At 69.0% G+C, this 18,796-nt stretch carries 18 protein-coding genes; 4 read left to right on the plus strand and 14 right to left on the minus strand.

Going from position 1 to position 18,796, the window contains the following annotated elements:
* Positions 1 to 122: 122 nt before the first annotated feature.
* Entirely contained in the window at positions 123 to 461 is a 339-nt protein-coding gene (locus tag G6N28_RS01275) for an ArsR/SmtB family transcription factor (RefSeq protein WP_163905710.1), read from the minus strand.
* Between the two features lie 380 nt (positions 462 to 841).
* Here G6N28_RS01275 and G6N28_RS26950 point away from each other — a divergent pair, with 380 nt between their 5' ends.
* The gene (locus G6N28_RS26950; protein ID WP_235674435.1) at positions 842 to 1,027 is read left to right on the plus strand and encodes a hypothetical protein; all 186 of its coding nucleotides are present in this window, start codon (positions 842 to 844) and stop codon (positions 1,025 to 1,027) included.
* Here G6N28_RS26950 and G6N28_RS01285 read toward each other — a convergent pair.
* The 4 genes from G6N28_RS01285 to G6N28_RS01300 all read right to left on the minus strand — a co-directional run bounded on the left by G6N28_RS01285 (position 1,024) and on the right by G6N28_RS01300 (position 5,391).
* The gene (locus tag G6N28_RS01285; protein WP_163896675.1) at positions 1,024 to 1,797 is read right to left on the minus strand and encodes a 3-oxoacyl-ACP reductase; all 774 of its coding nucleotides are present in this window, start codon (positions 1,795 to 1,797) and stop codon (positions 1,024 to 1,026) included. The two genes, G6N28_RS26950 and G6N28_RS01285, sit on opposite strands and share 4 nt — an antisense overlap.
* Positions 1,798 to 3,162: an aldehyde dehydrogenase family protein gene (locus G6N28_RS01290; protein ID WP_163896676.1), complete on the minus strand. Its 1,365-nt coding sequence runs from the start codon at positions 3,160 to 3,162 to the stop codon at positions 1,798 to 1,800.
* A complete protein-coding gene (locus G6N28_RS01295) occupies positions 3,159 to 3,896 on the minus strand; it encodes a gamma-glutamyl-gamma-aminobutyrate hydrolase family protein (protein WP_308207215.1) in 738 nt (245 codons plus the stop codon). The genes G6N28_RS01290 and G6N28_RS01295 overlap by 4 nt, the downstream gene beginning before the upstream one ends.
* 127 nt (positions 3,897 to 4,023) lie before the next feature.
* The gene (locus tag G6N28_RS01300) at positions 4,024 to 5,391 is read right to left on the minus strand and encodes a glutamine synthetase family protein (RefSeq protein WP_163896678.1); all 1,368 of its coding nucleotides are present in this window, start codon (positions 5,389 to 5,391) and stop codon (positions 4,024 to 4,026) included.
* Positions 5,392 to 5,591: 200 nt separating this feature from the next.
* Here G6N28_RS01300 and G6N28_RS01305 point away from each other — a divergent pair, with 200 nt between their 5' ends.
* Both G6N28_RS01305 and ngg read left to right on the plus strand, forming a co-directional pair.
* Positions 5,592 to 7,421, plus strand: a complete 1,830-nt coding sequence (locus G6N28_RS01305; protein WP_163896679.1) for an N-acetylglutaminylglutamine amidotransferase — start codon at positions 5,592 to 5,594, stop codon at positions 7,419 to 7,421.
* Complete coding sequence (gene ngg, locus G6N28_RS01310; protein ID WP_163896680.1) at positions 7,418 to 9,187, plus strand: N-acetylglutaminylglutamine synthetase; 1,770 nt, start codon at positions 7,418 to 7,420, stop codon at positions 9,185 to 9,187. The genes G6N28_RS01305 and ngg overlap by 4 nt, the downstream gene beginning before the upstream one ends.
* Positions 9,188 to 9,190: 3 nt before the next feature.
* On the opposite strand, the gene G6N28_RS01315 is transcribed toward ngg, so the two are convergent.
* From G6N28_RS01315 to map, 4 genes are all read right to left on the minus strand, one after another.
* Positions 9,191 to 9,742: an alpha/beta fold hydrolase gene (locus tag G6N28_RS01315; RefSeq protein WP_276001524.1), complete on the minus strand. Its 552-nt coding sequence runs from the start codon at positions 9,740 to 9,742 to the stop codon at positions 9,191 to 9,193.
* Between the two features lie 74 nt (positions 9,743 to 9,816).
* On the minus strand, positions 9,817 to 10,470 hold the full coding sequence (locus G6N28_RS01320; RefSeq protein WP_163896682.1) for a hypothetical protein: 654 nt from the start codon (positions 10,468 to 10,470) through the stop codon (positions 9,817 to 9,819).
* Complete coding sequence (locus G6N28_RS01325; protein ID WP_163896683.1) at positions 10,467 to 11,966, minus strand: cobyric acid synthase; 1,500 nt, start codon at positions 11,964 to 11,966, stop codon at positions 10,467 to 10,469. The genes G6N28_RS01320 and G6N28_RS01325 overlap by 4 nt, the downstream gene beginning before the upstream one ends.
* 94 nt (positions 11,967 to 12,060) lie before the next feature.
* Positions 12,061 to 12,918 (minus strand): type I methionyl aminopeptidase, encoded by an 858-nt coding sequence (gene map / locus G6N28_RS01330; RefSeq protein WP_163896684.1) that lies wholly within the window; start codon positions 12,916 to 12,918, stop codon positions 12,061 to 12,063.
* A 41-nt stretch (positions 12,919 to 12,959) separates the two neighbouring features.
* On the opposite strand from map, the gene G6N28_RS01335 reads away from it, so the two are divergent.
* Positions 12,960 to 13,406, plus strand: coding sequence for a nuclear transport factor 2 family protein (locus tag G6N28_RS01335; RefSeq protein ID WP_235674709.1), 447 nt, complete (start codon positions 12,960 to 12,962; stop codon positions 13,404 to 13,406).
* Here the strand turns inward: G6N28_RS01335 and G6N28_RS01340 are convergent.
* The 5 genes from G6N28_RS01340 to ispG all read right to left on the minus strand — a co-directional run bounded on the left by G6N28_RS01340 (position 13,403) and on the right by ispG (position 18,793).
* Complete coding sequence (locus G6N28_RS01340) at positions 13,403 to 13,987, minus strand: DUF1707 SHOCT-like domain-containing protein (RefSeq protein ID WP_163896686.1); 585 nt, start codon at positions 13,985 to 13,987, stop codon at positions 13,403 to 13,405. The genes G6N28_RS01335 and G6N28_RS01340 overlap by 4 nt on opposite strands.
* Positions 13,988 to 14,006: 19 nt before the next feature.
* On the minus strand, positions 14,007 to 15,812 hold the full coding sequence (locus tag G6N28_RS01345) for a penicillin-binding transpeptidase domain-containing protein (protein WP_163896687.1): 1,806 nt from the start codon (positions 15,810 to 15,812) through the stop codon (positions 14,007 to 14,009).
* Positions 15,813 to 16,029: 217 nt separating this feature from the next.
* Complete coding sequence (locus G6N28_RS01350) at positions 16,030 to 16,689, minus strand: GNAT family N-acetyltransferase (protein ID WP_163896688.1); 660 nt, start codon at positions 16,687 to 16,689, stop codon at positions 16,030 to 16,032.
* Between the two features lie 29 nt (positions 16,690 to 16,718).
* Positions 16,719 to 17,573, minus strand: coding sequence for a GNAT family N-acetyltransferase (locus G6N28_RS01355; protein ID WP_163896689.1), 855 nt, complete (start codon positions 17,571 to 17,573; stop codon positions 16,719 to 16,721).
* 56 nt (positions 17,574 to 17,629) lie between these two features.
* The gene (ispG, locus tag G6N28_RS01360; RefSeq protein ID WP_163896690.1) at positions 17,630 to 18,793 is read right to left on the minus strand and encodes a flavodoxin-dependent (E)-4-hydroxy-3-methylbut-2-enyl-diphosphate synthase; all 1,164 of its coding nucleotides are present in this window, start codon (positions 18,791 to 18,793) and stop codon (positions 17,630 to 17,632) included.
* Between the last annotated feature and the right edge of the window lie 3 nt (positions 18,794 to 18,796).

Here is an 18,796-nt window from a genome sequence, read left to right on the forward strand (position 1 = left end):
GTGATCGGCGTCGGTATCGCGTTGGCCGCCGCGGCGAAGCGGGGTGACGAGATCGCCGAGAACGCGCGTCGGTACCTGCAGGGTCGCCATTTCGAAACGACTTCGACGCCGAGGTGTCGTGGTCAGCCGTGCCGGGCGCCGATCCAGTGCAGCAGGTCGTGCACGATCTCGTCTTCGAGCCGGTAGCTCACCGATCGTCCGATACGCGTCGAGCTCACCCAACCCTGCTGGCGCAGGATGCGCAGCGCCTGCGACACCGCATTCTCCGACCGGCCGAGTGCTGCGGCGAGGTCCCCCACGAAAATGCCAGGAGCCCGGTGCAGGCACAGCAGAATTTCCAGCCGGTTGGTGTCCGACAGCAGGTCAAAGCGCTGAGTCCACACGGCAGAGTCGACGTCGGCCAGCGCCGACGCCGCCCGGTCCACCTTTGACTGGTCGCTTCGCGTTTCCACTGCCACCAATCTAATCCAGCCGTGGCGCTGGGCGGCACATCGTCGGAAACCGCCTGGACCGGCGTGGTTAGCGCTTAGTCGGTTCACCAGGTTTCGACACCGTATGAGGAGGCGCTGGCACTCGTCGACTCCGGTGACCCCGGTCTGGCGCGGCGCGGCCTCGACATACTTGACACGGTCGGCGCCGCCGCCGTCGCCGCCAAGGTGCGCCGCCACCTTCGGGCGGGCGGATCCAGCGCCGTCCCGGCCCGCCGCCGGACCACGACACTGACCAACCCCGCGGGATCGACGGACCGCCAGGTGCAAGTGTTGCGGATGATCGGTGAAGGCCTGACGATGCCGAACTCGCTGAGCGGCTGTACCTTTCGGTCAAGACGGTCGACCACCACGTGTCGGCGATACTTACCAAGCTCGCGGTGAGCGATCGGCGTGAGGCCATCCGTCGGGCACAGGAGTTGGGCACAGGAGTTGGGCATCCTCGCCTGACCGCGCGGGCCGAGCGAGCGTGCGCGAACTCGCGGAAATGCCGGCGTGTCGGGGTACAGACACGCCCGCTCGCGGGAATGTGGGGTTAGAGCGGGGTCACGTAGTGGCCGCTGATGCCGCCGTCGACCAAGAATGTCGAGGCCGTGATGAACGACGCGTCGTCGCTGGCCAGAAACGCCACCGCGGCGGCGATCTCGTCGGGTTCGGCAAACCGGCCGACCGGCACGTGCACCAGGCGTCGGGCCGCGCGTCGCGGGTCCTTGGCGAACAGCTCGCGCAGCAGCGGGGTGTTCACCGGTCCCGGGCACAGCGCGTTGACCCGGATGCCTTGGCGCGCGTATTGCACGCCGAGTTCGCGCGACATGGCCAGCACGCCGCCCTTGGACGCGGTGTAGGAGATCTGCGAGGTCGCCGACCCCATCACCGCGACAAACGAGGCGGTGTTGATGATCGACCCGCGCCGGTTGGGCACCATGTGGCGCAGCGCCGCCTTGCAGCACAGGAACACCGACTTGAGGTTGACGTCCTGCACGCGTTGCCAGGCGTCCAGCCCGGTGTGCTCGATGAGGTCGTCCTCCGGCGGGCTGATGCCGGCATTGTTGAACGCGATGTCGACCGAGCCGCAGACGTCGGCCGCGGTGTCGAACAGCGCGTCGACGGCCGCTTCGTCGGAAACATCCACCGGCACAAAGGTTCCGCCGACTTCGTCGGCCGCTTGCCTACCGGTGGTGGGGTCGATGTCGCCGACCACGACCGTCGCGCCCTCGGCGCGCATGCGCTTGGCGGCGGCCAGACCGATTCCGCTGGCCGCACCGGTGATCACCGCCACGCGGCCGGCCAGTCGCTGCGTCAGATCCACCTAGGCCTCCTCGACGGCGAAGAACACGTTCTTGGTCTCGGTGAACGACAGCGGCGCGTCCGGGCCCAGCTCGCGCCCGAGCCCGGACTGCTTGAACCCGCCGAACGGGGTGTTGTAACGCACCGACGAATGCGAATTGACCGACAAGTTCCCGGATTCCACGGCCCGCGACACCCGCACCGCCCGCGACAGGTTGTCGGTCCAGATCGACCCGGACAGTCCGTACGGGGTGGCGTTGGCCAGCGCGATCGCGTCGGCCTCGTCGTCGAACGGCAGCACCGTCACGACGGGGCCGAAGATCTCCTCGCGCACGGTGCGGTCGGTGCGCGTCGGCGTCAACACCGTGGGCGCAAACCAATAGCCGGGCCCTGAGGGGGCGTGACCGCGGAACGCCACGGGCGCGTCGTCAGGCACGAACGACGCGACCGAACGCAGGTGCGCCTTGGACACCAGCGGCCCCATCTCAGTGTCCGCAGCGCGCGGGTCGCCCACCACCACGCGCTTGACCGCGGGCTCCAGCAGTTCCATGAACCGGTCGTAAACATTGCGCTGCACCAGGATTCGGCTGCGCGCACAGCAGTCCTGACCGGCGTTGTCGAACACGCCGTACGGTGCGGTGGCCGCCGCCTTCTCCAGATCGCAGTCGTCGAACACGATGTTGGCGCTCTTTCCGCCCAGCTCCAGGGTGACGCGTTTGACCTGCGCGGCGGCCCCGGCCATCACGCGAGTGCCGACCTCGGTCGAGCCGGTGAACACGATCTTTCGCACGTCGGGATGGGTGACGAAGCGCTCCCCCACCACCGACCCCTTGCCGGGCAGCACGCACAACAGGTCGGCGGGCAGCCCGGCCTCCACCGCGAGTTCGCCCAGCCGGATGGTGGTCAGCGGGGTCCATTCGGCGGGTTTGACGAGCACGGCGCAGCCCGCCGCGAGCGCGGGCGCGAACCCCCACGACGCGATCGGCATCGGGAAGTTCCACGGGGTGATGACGCCGACGACGCCCAGCGGTTCGCGAAACGTGACGTCGAGTCCACCGGCCACGGGGATCTGCTCGCCCGACAGCCGTTCCGGGCTGGCGGCGTAGTAGTGCAGGACGTCGCGCACGTGACCGGCCTCCCACTCGGCGTTGCCGATCGGGTGCCCGGAGTTGGCCACCTCCAGCGCGGCCAGCTCGTCGACATGCGCGTCGACCACCTCGGCGAACGCGCGCAACGCCGCGGCCCGCTCGGCGGGAGCCAGCCGCGCCCACGTGCGCTGCGCCGCCGTGGCCCGCGCGACCGCGTCGTCGACTCCTGCCTCGTCGGTCTGCTCGACGGTGCCCAGCACCTCCTCGGTGGCCGGGTTGATGATCTCCGACGTCGTCATGCGTCGAGCCTTTCAGTCGCGTAGCCGGCCGCCGCCTGCACCACGCCCGCGAACAGCCGCAGATCGTCGAGTCGCTCCTCGGGATGCCACTGCACCGCCAAAACGAAGTTGTCGGTTGGAATTTCGACGGCTTCGATGACACCGTCGTCGGCTTGAGCGCTGACGATCAGGCCCTCACCGAGCCGGTCGATGGCCTGGTGGTGGTAGCACTGGGCATCCGATGACTCGCCGATCAGCGCGGCCAGCCGCGTGCCGGGCACGGTGCGCACCGTCGACGTGGAGAACACCGCGTTGCCCGGTTGATGGCGGGTGTGGCCCACCACGTCGGGCAGATGTTGGTGCAGCGTGCCGCCCAGCGCGACGTTGAGCACCTGCGCACCCCGGCAGATGCCCAGCAGCGGCATCCCGCGCCGCACGGCCCCGCGCACCAGCGCGAACTCCATGGCGTCGCGGATCCGGTTGTCGGCGACGTCCTCGTCGGTGGCGGGGTGGCGCGACTGGCCGTGGCTTTCGGGCATGACGTCGCGACCGCCGGTGATGATCAACCCGTCGAGACCGTCGAGCAACCGGTCGGTGCTGCGGTCGTCGACGGGCTGGGGAGGCAGCAGCGTCGCGATGCCGCCGGCGCGGTTGACGCCTTCGAGGTAGATCGCGGGAAGAAAGCTCGCCCGCACGTCCCAGACGCCGGTCTGGGCCTGCTGGAGGTAGGTGGTCAACCCGAGGACGGGTCGCACCGTGTCTCCGCGTGCTTCGCGTGGGCCCCCGCGCAAGCTGGGAACAGACGTGAACTCCCCCATTTCGGCCGGATTCTGGGGGGTTTCGCGATCCCCAGCTGACGCGTGGGCCCAGCTCTCCGGATAACTAGAGCCGTTCAAAGCCGCGCATCCTCTCCCAATCGGTGACCGCGGAGTTGAACGCCTCCAGTTCCACCCGGGCGTTGTTGAGGTAGTGCTCGACGACGTCGTCGCCGAACGCCACCCGGGCCACCTCGGATTTGCCGAACAGCTCGGCGGCCTCGGCCAGCGTCGTCGGCAGCCGCTCGGCGCTGCCCGCATAGGCGTTGCCCCGCACCGGATCCGGGAGTTCCAGTTGGCGTTCCACGCCGTACATGCCGCCCGCGATCAGTGCGGCCACCGCGAGATACTGGTTCACGTCGCCGCCGGGGGCGCGGTTCTCCATCCGCATGTGGGGGCCGTGGCCGACGACCCGCAGCGCACACGTGCGGTTGTCGATGCCCCAGGCGATCGCTGTCGGCGCGAAACTACCGTCGACAAAACGTTTGTAGGAGTTGATGTTCGGCGCGAACATCAACGTCAACTCCCGCATCGTGGCCAGCTGGCCGGCGATGAAGCTACGGAACATCGGCGACATCCCGAGCCGGTCGTCGGGATCGGCGAACACCGGCGCACCCTGCGTGTCGCGCAGCGAGATGTGGATGTGGCAGCTGTTGCCCTCGCGCTGGTCGAACTTCGCCATGAACGTCAGGCTCTTGCCGTGCTGGTCGGCGATCTCCTTGGCGCCGTTGCGGTAGATCGTGTGGTTGTCACAGGTGATCCGCGCATGGTCGTAGCGGAACGCGATCTCCTGCTGACCGCGGTTGCATTCGCCCTTGACGCCCTCGCAGTACATGCCCGCGGCGGTCATGCCGAGCCGGATGTCGCGCAGCAGCGGCTCCATGCGCGTGGATGCCAGCATCGCGTAGTCGACGTTGTAGTCGGAGGCCGGCGTCAGCCCGCGATATCCCATCGCCCACGCGTCCCGGAACGAGTCGTCGAACACCATGAACTCCAGCTCGGTGCCCACGTAGGGCACCAAGCCCTGCTCGGCCAGCCGGTCGATCTGGCGGTTGAGCACGCTGCGCGGCGCGGCGGCCACCGGGCTGCCGTCGTGCCAGCACAGGTCGGCGATGACCAACGCCGTGCCCGGCAGCCACGGGACGCGCCGCAGCGTCGAGAAGTCCGGCCTCATCACCATGTCGCCGTACCCGGTGTTCCAACTCGACATGCGGTAGCCGTCGACGGTGTTCATCTCGACGTCGACCGCCATCAGGTAGTTGCAGCATTCCGCGCCGTGCTCGGCGACCTCTTCGACGAACAGCCGGCCCGACACCCGCTTGCCGGTCAGCCGGCCCTGCATGTCGCAGAATCCGACGATCACCGTGTCGACGTCGCCGGCGGCCACCAGCTGTTCGAGGTCAGCCCGCGACAACATCCCTGGGCTGGTGCTCATCGGCGGCCTCCTGGCTCGGCGTTGTGAGGATGGCGAGTAGCCAACCATGAAGTGTGGCAGCCTGCGTTGTTGCCCAAAGGGACAAACGGGCGGAAAAGTGCGAGTAGATCCCGCCAATACGTCGATCTCGACGTACGGATCGTCACACTGGTGCGCCGCCGGGAGGTTCACACCCGCGTCAAACGGGTAGGGTCGAATACGTGTGCGGAGCCACCGGCGAGGTACGTCTCGACGGCCAGACACCCGACATCGCTGCCGTCTCGGCTATGGCCCAGGCGATGGCGCCCCGGGGTCCAGACGCGGCGGGCGCGTGGTCGCAGGGGCGGGTGGCGCTCGGCCATCGCCGGCTGAAGATCATCGACCTGTCGGCGGCCGGTGGTCAGCCGATGGTCGATGCCGAGCTGGGGCTCGCCATCGCCTGGAACGGCTGCATCTACAACTACAAGCAGCTGCGCCGCGAGCTCAGCGAGCACGGCTATCGCTTCTTCTCGCACAGCGACACCGAGGTGCTGCTCAAGGCCTACCACCACTGGGGTGACCGCTTCGTCGAGCGCCTCCAGGGCATGTTCGCGTTCGCGATCGTCGAACGCGACGGCGACCGGGTGCTGCTGGGCCGCGACCGGCTGGGCATCAAACCGCTGTACCTGACCGAGAACTCGAAACGCATCCGCTTCGCGTCGGCGCTGCCCGCGTTGCTGGCCGGCGGCGACAGGGACAACTCGATAGACACCCGGATCGACCCCGTCGCGCTGCACCACTACCTGAGCTTCCACTCCGTGGTGCCGCCGCCACACACGATTCTGCGCGGCGTGACCAAGGTTCCGCCCGCCTCACTCGTGGCGATCGAACCCGACGGCAACGGCGGCGCCAAGAAGACCACGAAGACGTACTGGGCGCCCGACTTCACCCGGCGCAGCGACAGGGCCGACTGGTCCGAACGCGACTGGGAGGACGCGGTTTTGGAGTCGCTGCGCATCGCGGTGGACCGGCGCCTGGTCGCCGACGTCCCGGTCGGATGCCTGTTGTCGGGCGGCGTGGACTCCAGCCTCATCGTCGGGTTGCTGTCAGAGGCCGGCCAACACGGGCTCAACACGTTCTCCATCGGGTTCGAATCGGTGGGCGGGGTCAAGGGTGACGAATTCCGTTACTCCGACGTCATCGCCAAGCGTTTTGACACCGACCACCATCAGATCCGCATCGACACCGCGCGGATGCTGCCCGCGCTCGACGGCGCGATCGGCGCCATGAGCGAACCGATGGTCAGCCACGACTGCGTGGCGTTCTATCTCCTGTCGCAGGAGGTCGCCAAGCACGTGAAGGTCGTGCAGTCCGGGCAGGGCGCCGACGAGGTGTTCGCCGGCTACCACTGGTATCCGCCGATGGGCGAACCCGAGGCCGCGCCGCTGCAGGGCTCGGTGGACAGCTACCGCAAGGCGTTCTTCGACCGCGACCCCAGCGGCGTGGCCAGCCTGGTGACACCGGCCTTTCTCGCCGAGGGCGACCCCAGCGGGGAGTTCGTCACCCGGCACTTCGCCCGCGAGGGCGCCGAGACCGGCATCGACCGGGCTCTGCGGCTGGACACCACGGTGATGCTGGTCGACGACCCGGTCAAGCGCGTCGACAACATGACCATGGCGTGGGGGCTGGAGGGCCGGGTGCCGTTCCTGGACCACGAGCTCGTCGAGCTCGCCGCCAGCTGCCCACCCGAGCTCAAGGTCGCGCACGGCGGCAAGGGCGTGCTCAAGCAGGCCGCCCGGCGGGTGATTCCCGCCGAGGTCATCGACCGGCCCAAGGGTTACTTCCCGGTGCCCGCGCTGACCCATCTCGAGGGGCCCTATCTGGATCTGATCCGCGACGCGCTGTACGCCCCTGCCGCCAAAGAGCGGGGCCTGTTCCGGCCCGAGGCCGTCGACCGGTTGCTCGCCGACCCCAACGGGCGGCTGACCCCGTTGCGCGGTAACGAGCTGTGGCAGATCGCCCTGCTGGAGCTCTGGCTGCAGAAGCACGGCATCAACGGGGCCGCGGCATGACGGCGCATCCGTCCGAGGACCACACCGAAGCCATCACGCTCGGCCTGCACGACGCCTCGCCGCAACACCTGGTCGACGCCATGGCCGACGATGTCGTGGTCGAAATGGGTTGGGGACGATTGGTTTTCGGGCAAACTTTCGCCGACCCCGAAAAGCTCGCCGAGGTCTTGCGTCAGGAAGGTCCCGGCAGACGCGACATCTGCATCTACGCCCGCGAGCCGCATGTGCTCATCGCGAAGGCGCCCGCCGAGCTGTTCATCGACCCCAGCCACACCTACCGGTTGCGTTTCACCGACGTCGACCCGCCTGAACCCGCCACCAACGGGTTCAGCCTGCGCGAGCCGGAAAGCATCGAGGACGCCGACGAGATGAACCGGGTCTACGTGCAGTGCGGCATGGTGCCCGCACGCGTCGACGTCATCTGGAACAACCACCTGCACCACCACGCGGTCGACTATCTGCTCGCCGTGCGCGACGACGACGGGTCGGTGGTCGGCACGGTCACCGGCGTCGACCACGAGCGGTTGTTCTCCGACCCGGAGAACGGCTCGAGCCTGTGGACGCTGGCCGTCGACCCGACCTCCAGCCTTCCCGGCGTCGGCGCCGCGCTGACCGGTGCCTTGGCCAAGCTGTATCGCGACCGCGGCCGGGCCTACATGGACCTGTCGGTGGCCCACGACAACCTCGCCGCGATCTCGCTGTACGAGAAGCTGGGCTTCGAACGCGTGCCGGTCATGGCGGTCAAACGCAAGAACGCGATCAACGAACCGCTGTTCACCCATCCGCCGGAGACCGTCGACGACCTCAACCCCTACGCGCGGATCATCGCCGACGAGGCGATGCGGCGCGGTATCTGGGTGGAGGTGCTCGACGCCGAGGCCGGTGAGATGCGGCTGTCGCATGGCGGACGCACGGTCGTCACACGAGAGTCCTTGTCGGAGTTCACTTCCGCGGTGGCGATGGCGCGATGCGACGACAAGCGGCTCACCCGCCGCATCGTGTCGGACGCCGGGATCATCGTCCCGCGGGGACGGCTGGCCACCTTCGACGAACAAGACCACGCGTTCCTCGAGGAGGTCGGCGACGTCGTGGTCAAGCCCACCCGCGGTGAGCAGGGCAAGGGCATCACCGTCGGCATCGACAGCCCTGAGGAGTTGGAAGCCGCGCTGGCGCGCGCCCGCGAACAGCATCCCGAGGTGCTGATCGAGCAGCGCGCGCCCGGCGACGATCTGCGGCTGGTGGTCATCGACGGCAAGGTGGTGGCCGCCGCGCTGCGCATGCCCGCCGAGATCCTGGGCACCGGCCACCACACCATCCGCGAACTGATCGAGGCGCAGAGCCGCCGTCGCGCCGCCGCCACCGGCGGTGAATCCCGCATCCCGATCGACGACATCACCGAAACCACGGTGCGGGAGGCCGGGTGGTCGTTCGACGACGTTCTGCCCGAGGGATATCGGCTGCGGGTGCGCCGGACCGCCAACCTGCATCAGGGCGGCACCATCCACGACGTCACGGCCAAGGTTCACCCGCACCTGTGCGAGGTGGCGGTCAAGGCCGCCGACGCGATCGGCATCCCGGTCACCGGGGTCGATCTGCTCGTGCCCGACGTGACCAAACCGGATTACGTGTTCATCGAGGCCAACGAACGCCCGGGCCTGGCCAACCACGAGCCGCAGCCCACCGCAAAGGCTTTCGTCGACTTCCTGTTTCCGGGCAGCCCGGCCCTGCCGTCGGCGTGGACGCCCGAAGAGTCCCCGACGCCCTGAGCGCTACCAGGTGCTGGAGCGCATCACGATCTCGGCGGCCAGCTGCGCGGTCGAGTCCTCCGCGTTGCGCCGGGCCAGCAGGTCGACCATCCGGTAGTCGCCGTACACGTAGCGCTGGCTGGCCCTGGCGACCGTGCGCGCGGCCGACGAGCTGACCAGCGCGGTGGTGTTGAGCTCCACCGGCGGGCAGTGCGCGTCGCGCACCACCCCGGACACGTCCGCGACGCACGGGTGGCCACGGTCGATCACCACCAGCCCGATGAACCGGTCCAGCCGGGTGGCGGCCAGCTCCCAGGCCAGCTCGGCGCCGATGCGGTCCCCCACCAACAGCGCCCACTTCACCTCTAGCGCGTCGAGGATGCCGATCACCGATTTGGCCGTCAGCCGCGGGTCGGCGCCGACGGCGATGGTCCGCAGCGACGCGGTGTGCAACCGCTGACACACCGCCCCGTACGTCGCCGGCGCGTGGTGCGCGGCGCACAACAGGAGGACGACCGAGCCCTTGTCGGGCCCGGCGACCTCAACGGGCACGCTGAACCCGTCGACGGTGACCATGGAAGACGGCACTGGGCCACGCTAGCGCGGGTGGCTCGGCGACGGGTAGGTTTTGACATCAGCGACGGCCGGGTTCACGCCGACTCGATGCGCTCGGCCTGTTTGGCCGTGAGATCCAGAAAAGTTTGCGGCAGCGAACCTTTGACCGCGACCGTGGGGTTCGGGGTGGGAAATGCGACCCCGAAAACCGCCATCGAGCCGACGTTCTCGAAGGAGAAGTAGGCGGTGTTGTCGGTGTCGCCCAACCGCATCGTCTGCTGATACACCAGGGCGTGCTCGCGTGGCGTCGCCAGCCGGGTGGTGGTGATCGGGATGCCAGGAGAGGACGGGTCGAAGAACGTCTCGAAGTGGGCGCAGCGGTCGGCGGTCGCGGCCAACCGATCCAAATCGAGGGGCCAGGTGAGCACCGTGATGACCATCCGGGCGCCGTCGTAGCCGACGAGGTACTCCGCGGCCGGGCCGCGCTCACCGGCGTCGGCGATCACCCGGGTGAGCCCGTCGGAGCAGCCCGCGGGTTTGGACACCATGGCGGGCGCGGTGAGACCACCCTCGGGTTCGCCGGCGCCCTCGCCGGTGCGCTCGTACTGCACGCCGGCCGGAAGGTCGCCGGCCGTCAGCACCACCTTGTTCAGCAGGGCGCCGGGCCAGGTCGCCGTGCCTGCAATCTGGTGCGTGCACCCGCACAACGTCGCGACGAGCACCGCCACCCCGGCATAGCGGCGCCTCACCGTGTCAACCCTGTGGTGATCGTCGGTCGCGGCGGCGGACCACTGTCGAGAAGGTCCAGCACCGCGTCGATGTCGAGATGGGCGGCCAGCAGGTCGGCCATCACATCGAGTTGGCCGTCGCGACGTGCGGGGACATCGACGTCGTCGGCGACCACGAAACCGGTCCGGCCCGCGGCGGTCGCCGCCTCCGAAAGCCATTCCCGCCGAACGTCGTTGTTGTCCATCAACCCGTGCCAGTGGGTGCCGAACACCGTCGCGCGGCGGACGCCGACGGCGGTGGCGCCGATTCGCCAGTCGTCGTCGCCGCAGCGGCTGAGTTGGCCGTGGTGGATCTCGTAGCCGTGCAGCGGCGACTCGTGGTGGCGCAGGGTCTTGTCGGGGGCGAACACGATATCGGCGTCGAGCAACCCCAACCCGGTGGTGGTGCCGGTCCCGGACTCCACGGAGTCGTCGATTCGGCGACACAGCATCTGAAAGCCCCCGCACACCCCGAGCACCGGCTTCCCGGCGTCGGCGTGCGCACGGATGCGTTCGGCCAGGCCGCGTCGGCGCAGCCAGTCCAGGTCTGTGACGGTGGCCTTGCTGCCGGGAAGCACGACGACGTCGGCGTCGGCCAGTTCGGCAGGCTCGGCGACCCAGCGGACCAGCACCCCCGGCTCGCACGCCAGCGCCTCGACGTCGGTGGAGTTGGAGATGCGCGGCAACCGGATCGCGGCCACCCGCAGCCACTGCGAGCCGTGCGGTGTCTGCGGATCCCCGAGCACCCGCCGCGCCAGCGCCGAGACGGAGTCCTCGGTGTCCAGCCACAGCCCGTCGGCATATGGAACAACGCCGTAGGTCGGCCGACCGGTCAACTGCTGCAACTGATTCAGGCCCGGCGCCAGCAGCGACGGGTCGCCGCGGAACTTGTTGACCACGAACCCGGCGACGAGCCGCTGGTCGTCGGCGTCGAGCACCGCGACCGTGCCGTACAGGTGCGCCAACAGCCCGCCGCGGTCGATGTCTCCGACCACGACGACCGGCAGGTTCGCCGCCCTGGCCAGCCCCATATTTGCCAGATCCGTTGCACGCAGGTTGATTTCGGCCGGTGAGCCGGCGCCTTCGCAGAGGACGACGTCGAATTCGGCTCGCAACCGCTGCAGTTCGTCGGCCACGACGGCCGCGAGGCGTTTCCGGTGGGTGAAGTAGTCCGCGGCGCGCACGGTGTCGCTCACCTGACCGCGCACCACCAATTGTGAGGTGCGGTCGCTGCCCGGCTTGAGCAGGATCGGGTTGAACCGGGTGTGCGGGGCCAGTCCGGCGGCGCGGGCCTGCACCGCCTGGGCCCGCCCGATCTCCCCGCCGTCGACGGTGACCGCCGAGTTGTTGGACATGTTCTGCGCCTTGAACGGCGCCACCCGAATCCCCTTGCGGGCCAGCAGCCGGCACAGACCCGCCACCAGCATCGACTTGCCCGCGTCGGACGTGGTGCCGGCCACCAGCAACGCGCCGCTCATGTTCCCGGGGCGAGCCGGGCCCGCGCGAGCAGACGTGAAAACCCCCAAATTGAGGGGTCCGAGGGGGTTTTCGCGTCTGCTCGCGGGAAGGCGGTCACAGCTCGGTGAGGATTTCGGCGCCGTCGTCGGTGACCACGAGGGTGTGCTCGAACTGTGCGGTCCACTTCTTGTCCTTGGTGGCGACGGTCCAGTCGTCGTCCCAGATCTCGAAATCCAGCCCGCCGAGGTTGATCATCGGCTCGATGGTGAACGTCATCCCGGGTTCCAGCACGGTCTCCACGGCCGGCTGGTCGTAGTGCAACACCACCAGCCCGTTGTGAAACGTGGTGCCGATGCCGTGACCGGTGAAGTCGCGAACCACGTTGTAGCCGAACCGGTTTGCATACGACTCGATGACCCGGCCGACGATCGACAGCTGCCGGCCCGGCTTGACCGCCTTGATGGCGCGCATCATGGCCTCGCGGGTGCGTTCGACCAGCAGCCGGTGTTCCTCGGAGACGTTGCCGGCCAGGAAGGTGGCGTTGGTGTCGCCGTGCACCCCGTGGATGTAGGCGGTGACGTCGACGTTGACGATGTCACCGTCCTCGATGACGGTGGAGTCCGGGATGCCGTGGCAGATGATCTCGTTGAGCGACGTGCAGCACGACTTCGGGTAGCCCTTGTAGCCGAGCGTCGACGGGTAGGCGCCGTGATCGACCATGTACTCGTGGGCGATGCGGTCCAGTTCGTCGGTGGTGACCCCAGGCTCGACGCCCTTGCCCGCCTCGGCGAGCGCGCCGGCCGCGATCCGGCCGGCGATGCGCATCTTCTCGATCACCTCGGGCGTCTGCACCCACGGTTCGCTGCCCTCCTGCGCCGTCGGCTTGCCCACGTACTCCGGACGGGCGATGTGCTTGGGCACCGGACGCGGTGGTGACACCACGCCGGGGCGAAGGGCGGTGCGAACAGGCATGACGCCAGAATAGTCGGCCCGTCAGGCTAGATTCGGTGGCGATGATGTTCGACGAGGTAGACGACCAGTTCACGGCCCGGTTCGCCGAGCGCTTCGCCGAGGCCTGGCGCACGCCCGACCTGGCCAAACACGAGGCGTTGTGGAGCGACGACATCGTGTTGCGCCAGCCGATGATGGGCACCCTGCGCGGCAAGCAGGCCTGCCTGGAGTCGTTTCAGCGGCTGTTCGCGCTGGTGCCCGATCTGCACGCCGACGTGCACCGGGTCGGGCACGGCCGCCACGAGGTGTTCATCGAGTTCACCTTGAGCGGCACCTATGGCGGCAAGCCGATCTCCTGGGACGCCGTCGACCGATTCACCTTCACCGGTGGCCTGATCGCCGAACGGGTTTCGTACTTCGACTCCGCGCCGTTGATCGGCAAACTGGTCGGGCGCCCGGCCGGCTGGGACCGGTTGGTGCGCATCGGTTCGCAGTTGTTTCGGCGCTAACGGTCGAACGGGCCGAACCGCCACGGTTTGCGTGGCCCGCGAATGTCCACCGATCCGCACACCACCTTGCCGGTGAGCACGACGTGGGGCCGGCCCTCGGCGGGTGCGTCCTTGCGGTGGTCGTGGGCGCTGCCGACGACCACCTCGACGTCGTCGATCGACGCGCTGGCGCCGTCGGGCAGCCGCAGGTCCAGCCCGCCGAACTTGAGGTCGAGCTCGACGACGATCATCGGGCCGGCGAACCGTGCCCTGGTCAGGTCCAGGTCGATGGAGCCCATCCGGCGGTGCAGCGCCAGCCGGGTGGGCACCGTCCACTCGCCTTGGCGCTTGAGCGAGCCGAGCACCCCGCGCAGCTCCACCCGGTCGGCGGCCGAGGTGACGATCGCCCCGGGTCCCGGCAGGTCGTCGACGAGCGCGTCGAGGTCGCTGTGCAGACGTGCCCGCGACACCGCCGCCGAGCGCTCCTCGAACTCGTCGATGTCGATCAGGCCCAGCGCGACGGCGTTGTGCAGCCGCCGCAGCGTGCCGTTGCGGTCCGCGTCGGACACCCGCATGAAAGCGTGGTCATCGATCCCTGTCATAGCCCTGTCGACAGGCTACTCAGGCTTGATAGTGCGGCGGCAGTCCGTCGAGCATCCCCTTGAGCATCCGCACCGCGTACTCCGAGGATCCGCCGCCGACGATCAGCGCGGCGAATGCCAGATCGCCGCGGTAACCGGCGAACCAGGAATGCGATCCGCCGGCGAACTCGGCCTCACCGGTCTTGCCGCGCACGTCACCGGCGCCCTGCAGGCCTTCCGCGGTGCCGTTGGTCACCACCAGCCGCATCATCGGCCGCAGACCGTCGAGGATCTTGTCGCTGATCGGCTCCAGGTCACCGTGCACGACGGTCTGGCGACCCTGGATCAGTTGCGGCACGGGGGTTTTGCCCGCCGCGACGGTGGCCGCGGCGAGCGCCATGCCGAACGGGCTGGCCAACACCTTGCCCTGGCCGAAGCCGTCCTCGGTGCGTTCGGCCAGGTTCACCGTCGGCGGCACGGAGCCGGTGACGGTGGTGAGCCCCTCGATCTCGAAGTCGGCGCCGAGGCCGTATTTGGCCGCGGCCTTCGTCAACCCGCGCGGCGGCATGCGGCTGGCCAACTCGGCGAACGTGGTGTTGCACGAGCTTGCGAACGCACGCGACATCGGCACGGTGCCCAGATCGAAGCCGCCGTAGTTGGGGATGGTGCGATGCCCGATGTCCATGGTTCCCGGGCACGGCAGCAGCGTGTTGGGCGTGGCCATGTCACGTTCGATGGCCGCGCCCGCGGTGACCATCTTGAAGGTCGATCCGGGTGGATACAGCCCGGTGGTGGCGATCAGGCCCTCGGCGTCGGCGGCCGCGTTCTGCGCCACCGCGAGGATCTCGCCGGTGGACGGCTTGATCGCCACGATCATGGCCTGCTTGCCGGTGGTGTTGACGGACTGCTGGGCGGCGTTCTGCACCGCCCGGTCGATGCTGATCCTGATGGACGGCGCCGGCTCGCCGGGCACCTCATGGAGGACGTCGACGTCGACGCCGTTCTGGTTGACGGTCACCACGCGCCAGCCGGGCTGCCCGTCGAGTTCGTCGACCACCGCGGTCTTGATCTGGTTGATGATGGCCGGTGCGAAGGTGTCGTCGGTGGGCAGCAACGCCGCCTGCGGGGTGATCACCACGCCGCGGTGTGCGGCGATCGCGCCCGAGATCCGGTCGTGGTCGGCCTGGTTCAGGATGATCAGGTGCAGCGGCTTCTCCGATGAGCTGGCCAGCTCGGCGAGCCGCTGCGGGTCCATGGTGTGGTCGAACGGGCGCAGCGCGTCGGCGACGGCGCGTGCGGTCGGCATCAACGCCTCGCCGGCCGCCTTGGCGTCCAGCGAGTAGCTGTAGCGATATCCGGGCACGAGCACTTCGCTGCCGCCGCGCTCGATGACCTTTGCGCGTGGCGGCTGGTCGGCGCGCAGCGAGAAGGTCTGGTTCTCGCCGAGCGACGGGTGCAGCCCGGTCGCGCTCCAGCGCACCTTCCAGCGGCCTTCGTCGCGGACCATGTTGAGCCGGCCGTCATAGGTCCAGGTCCGGTCCTTGGGTAGGTGCCAGGTGTAGCGGTAGGTGATGCTGCCGGTGTCCTCGGTGTACTTGGAGCCCAAAATCTGCGCGTCCAAGTGGGTGGCCTGCAGCCCGGCCCACGCTTCGTTGAGCGCCTGGCGCGCGTCGGCGGGGCGGTCGCTGAACTCCGCGGCAGCCGCGGTGTCACCGGTGGACAGCGCGGCGAGGAACTTCTCGGCGGTCGGTTCGGGGCCGCTGGGCCTGGGGGTGCACGCGTTGAGCGCGACGACCAGCGCCGCAACCGCCAGCAGACCCGCGACTCGTGATGCTGAAGTTGCCATTGGGGCAGATGTTACGAAGTTGAGACTCAAAACTCCGGTAGGCGCGCAGGCTCTTTCCCGCCGTAACTCCGCAGAGCTCGCGAGATCTACCCCAGGGTCGTGATTTTTCTGCGGGCACAACCCTCACGCAGAACTCGCGAACGAAGAGGCGCCACAGCGTCGGTCTCGGCGACCGACGCGGGCCAACCAGGCCGCGCAGGCGCCAGGACGACGCGCGTTACGACCCCGCGGCCGGGGCGCGAACCACCAGCGGCACCGCCGGGAAGTACGCGGCCATCTCCGAGCGCGACTTGCGCAGCGCGGCCGTACCGTACCCCCGTTTGCGAAAGTCGGGGTGAATCCAGATACGCACGTTGACCTCGCCGGACACCAGGTCGCCGAAGACCATGCCGACCTTCTGCGCGCCGTGCACGGCCACCAGCCAGGCCGCCTCTTCGGCGTCGACGCGGCGCAGCCCGGCACGGATCTCCTCGTCGAGGTCCCCGGCGGGCGCCCGCGACCCGTCGCCCGCCTCCTGGACGTCGGCGGTGCGCGCCGCGAACACGTCGCGGTCCTCGTCGGGCCGGAACGGACGCAGCACCATGGTGTCCACCGGGGTGACCGGCTCGCCCATCGTGAAGCTGAGCTGATTGTTCAGGTCTTCGAGTTCGGCGGCGATGCGGCGCCGCGCGACCTTGGTCAGCCGGTCGAAGGACAACCGCAACACCGCTTCGGCGGCCATGGTCGACGTGGCGAGATGAGCCGCGATCGCCTCGATGGCCGCGTCGTAATCCTCGGCCTCGACGACGACGTCGAGCAGCTCGTGGCGGTGTTCGAGCGCGCGCATCAGCGCGTCGGCGATCTCCCTGCGGGCCACCCTCGGGTCATCGTCGGTCATGGGCTGAGCGTAACGACCGGCCGGCGTCGTCAGTCGAGCAGAACCGTCGCGAACGTGCCGACTTCGGTGAAACCGATGCGCGCATACGTCGCGCGGGCGACGGTGTTGAAGCTGTTGACGTACAGGCTCGCGATGCGGCCGCTGCGCACGATCGCCGACGCCAGCGTCGCGGTGCCCGCCGTGCCCAGCCCGCGGCCGCGGTAGTCGGGGTGCACCCACACGCCCTGGATCTGCCCGACGGACGGTGACTGCGAACCGACTTCGGCCTTGAACACCACCTGGCCCCGCTCGAAGCGCGCCCACGCCCGGCCGGCCGCGATCAGTCCGGCCACCCGGCGCCGGTAGCCGCGACCGCCGTCGCCGATCCGCGGGTCGATGCCGACCTCGCCGATGAACATGTCGATGGCCGCCACCAGGTATGCGTCGAGTTCGTCGGCGCGCACCGGGCGCACGGCCGGATCGGTGGCACAGCGCGGCGACGTGCTCAACGCCAGCAACGGCTGGTGCTCACGCACGTCCCGGGCGGCGCCCCACGCTCGCTCGAGGCGCTGCCACATCGGCAGCACCAACTCGGCCCGGCCCACCAGCGAGGAACAGCGCCGCGCGGTGCTCATCGCCTTGTCGGCGAACGCCGCCAGGTCGGTGGTCTGGCCGCGCAGCGGGATGAGGTTGGCCCCGGCGAAACACAGGGATTCGCTCACGTTGCGCCGAGTCCACAGTTCCCCGCCGATGGCCGACGGTTCGACGCCGTGTTCGGCGACGCGGGAGGTGACCATGCAGGAGCCGACCGGATCCTCCTCGAGCACCCGCATCACCGCGCCGACGTCGCGCACCACCGACACCCGTCGCTCGTCGGCGAGACGGAAAAGCGGCGGAGCCGACATCGAGACTCTTTCTAACCAATCCCAACGGTGGGTGGCTGCGCTGGCGAAGCCACGTTTCAGCTTACGGTGACAATCGGCGAACCGCTTGCAGATGTTTCGCCGCCGCCCTCGCCGCGTTCGGCGGCCAGCCGCATCGCCTCCTCGATCAGCGTCTCGACGATCTGCGCCTCGGGCACCGTCTTGATCACTTCGCCCTTGACGAAGATCTGGCCCTTGCCGTTGCCGGATGCCACGCCGAGGTCGGCCTCACGGGCCTCCCCGGGCCCGTTGACGACGCAGCCCATCACCGCCACACGCAGCGGCACGTCGAGGCCGTCGAGGCCCGCGGTCACCTCGTTGGCCAGCGTGTAGACGTCGACCTGTGCGCGCCCGCACGACGGGCACGACACGATCTCCAGCGAACGCGGCCGCAGGTTCAGCGACTCGAGGATCTGGTTGCCGACCTTGACCTCTTCGGCCGGCGGCGCGGAAAGCGAAACCCGGATCGTGTCACCGATCCCGCGCGACAACAGCGCCCCGAAGGCCACCGCGGACTTGATCGTGCCCTGAAACGCCGGACCGGCCTCGGTCACCCCCAGGTGCAGTGGGTAGTCGCACTGGGCGGCCAGTTGCTCGTAGGCCTCGACCATGACGACGGGATCGTTGTGCTTGACGCTGATCTTGATGTCGCCGAAGCCGTGTTCCTCGAACAGCGAGGCCTCCCACAGCGCGGACTCGACCAGCGCCTCGGGGGTGGCCTTGCCGTACTTCTGCATGAACCGCTTGTCCAGTGATCCGGCGTTCACGCCGATGCGGATCGGGATGCCCGCCGCGGCCGCCGCCTTGGCGACCTCGCCGACGCGGCCGTCGAACTCCTTGATGTTGCCCGGGTTCACCCGCACCGCAGCGCATCCGGCGTCGATCGCGGCGAAGATGTACTTGGGCTGGAAGTGGATGTCGGCGATCACCGGGATCTGGCTGTGCGCGGCGATCTCGGACAGCGCGTCGGCGTCTTCCTGACGCGGGCAGGCCACCCGGACGATGTCGCAGCCGGTGGCGGTCAACTCGGCGATCTGCTGCAGGGTCGCGTTGACGTCGTGTGTCTTGGTCGTCGTCATCGACTGCACCGCGATCGGGTGATCGCTGCCGACGCCGACGTCGCCGACCATCAGCTGGCGCGTCTTGCGCCGCGGCGCCAACGTCGGCGCGGGGGGTGCGGGCATGCCGAGCCCGACTGTCATCGA

Origin of the sequence: Mycolicibacterium pulveris, from assembly GCF_010725725.1 — a bacterium.
Classification (GTDB): Bacteria; Actinomycetota; Actinomycetes; order Mycobacteriales; family Mycobacteriaceae; genus Mycobacterium; species Mycobacterium pulveris.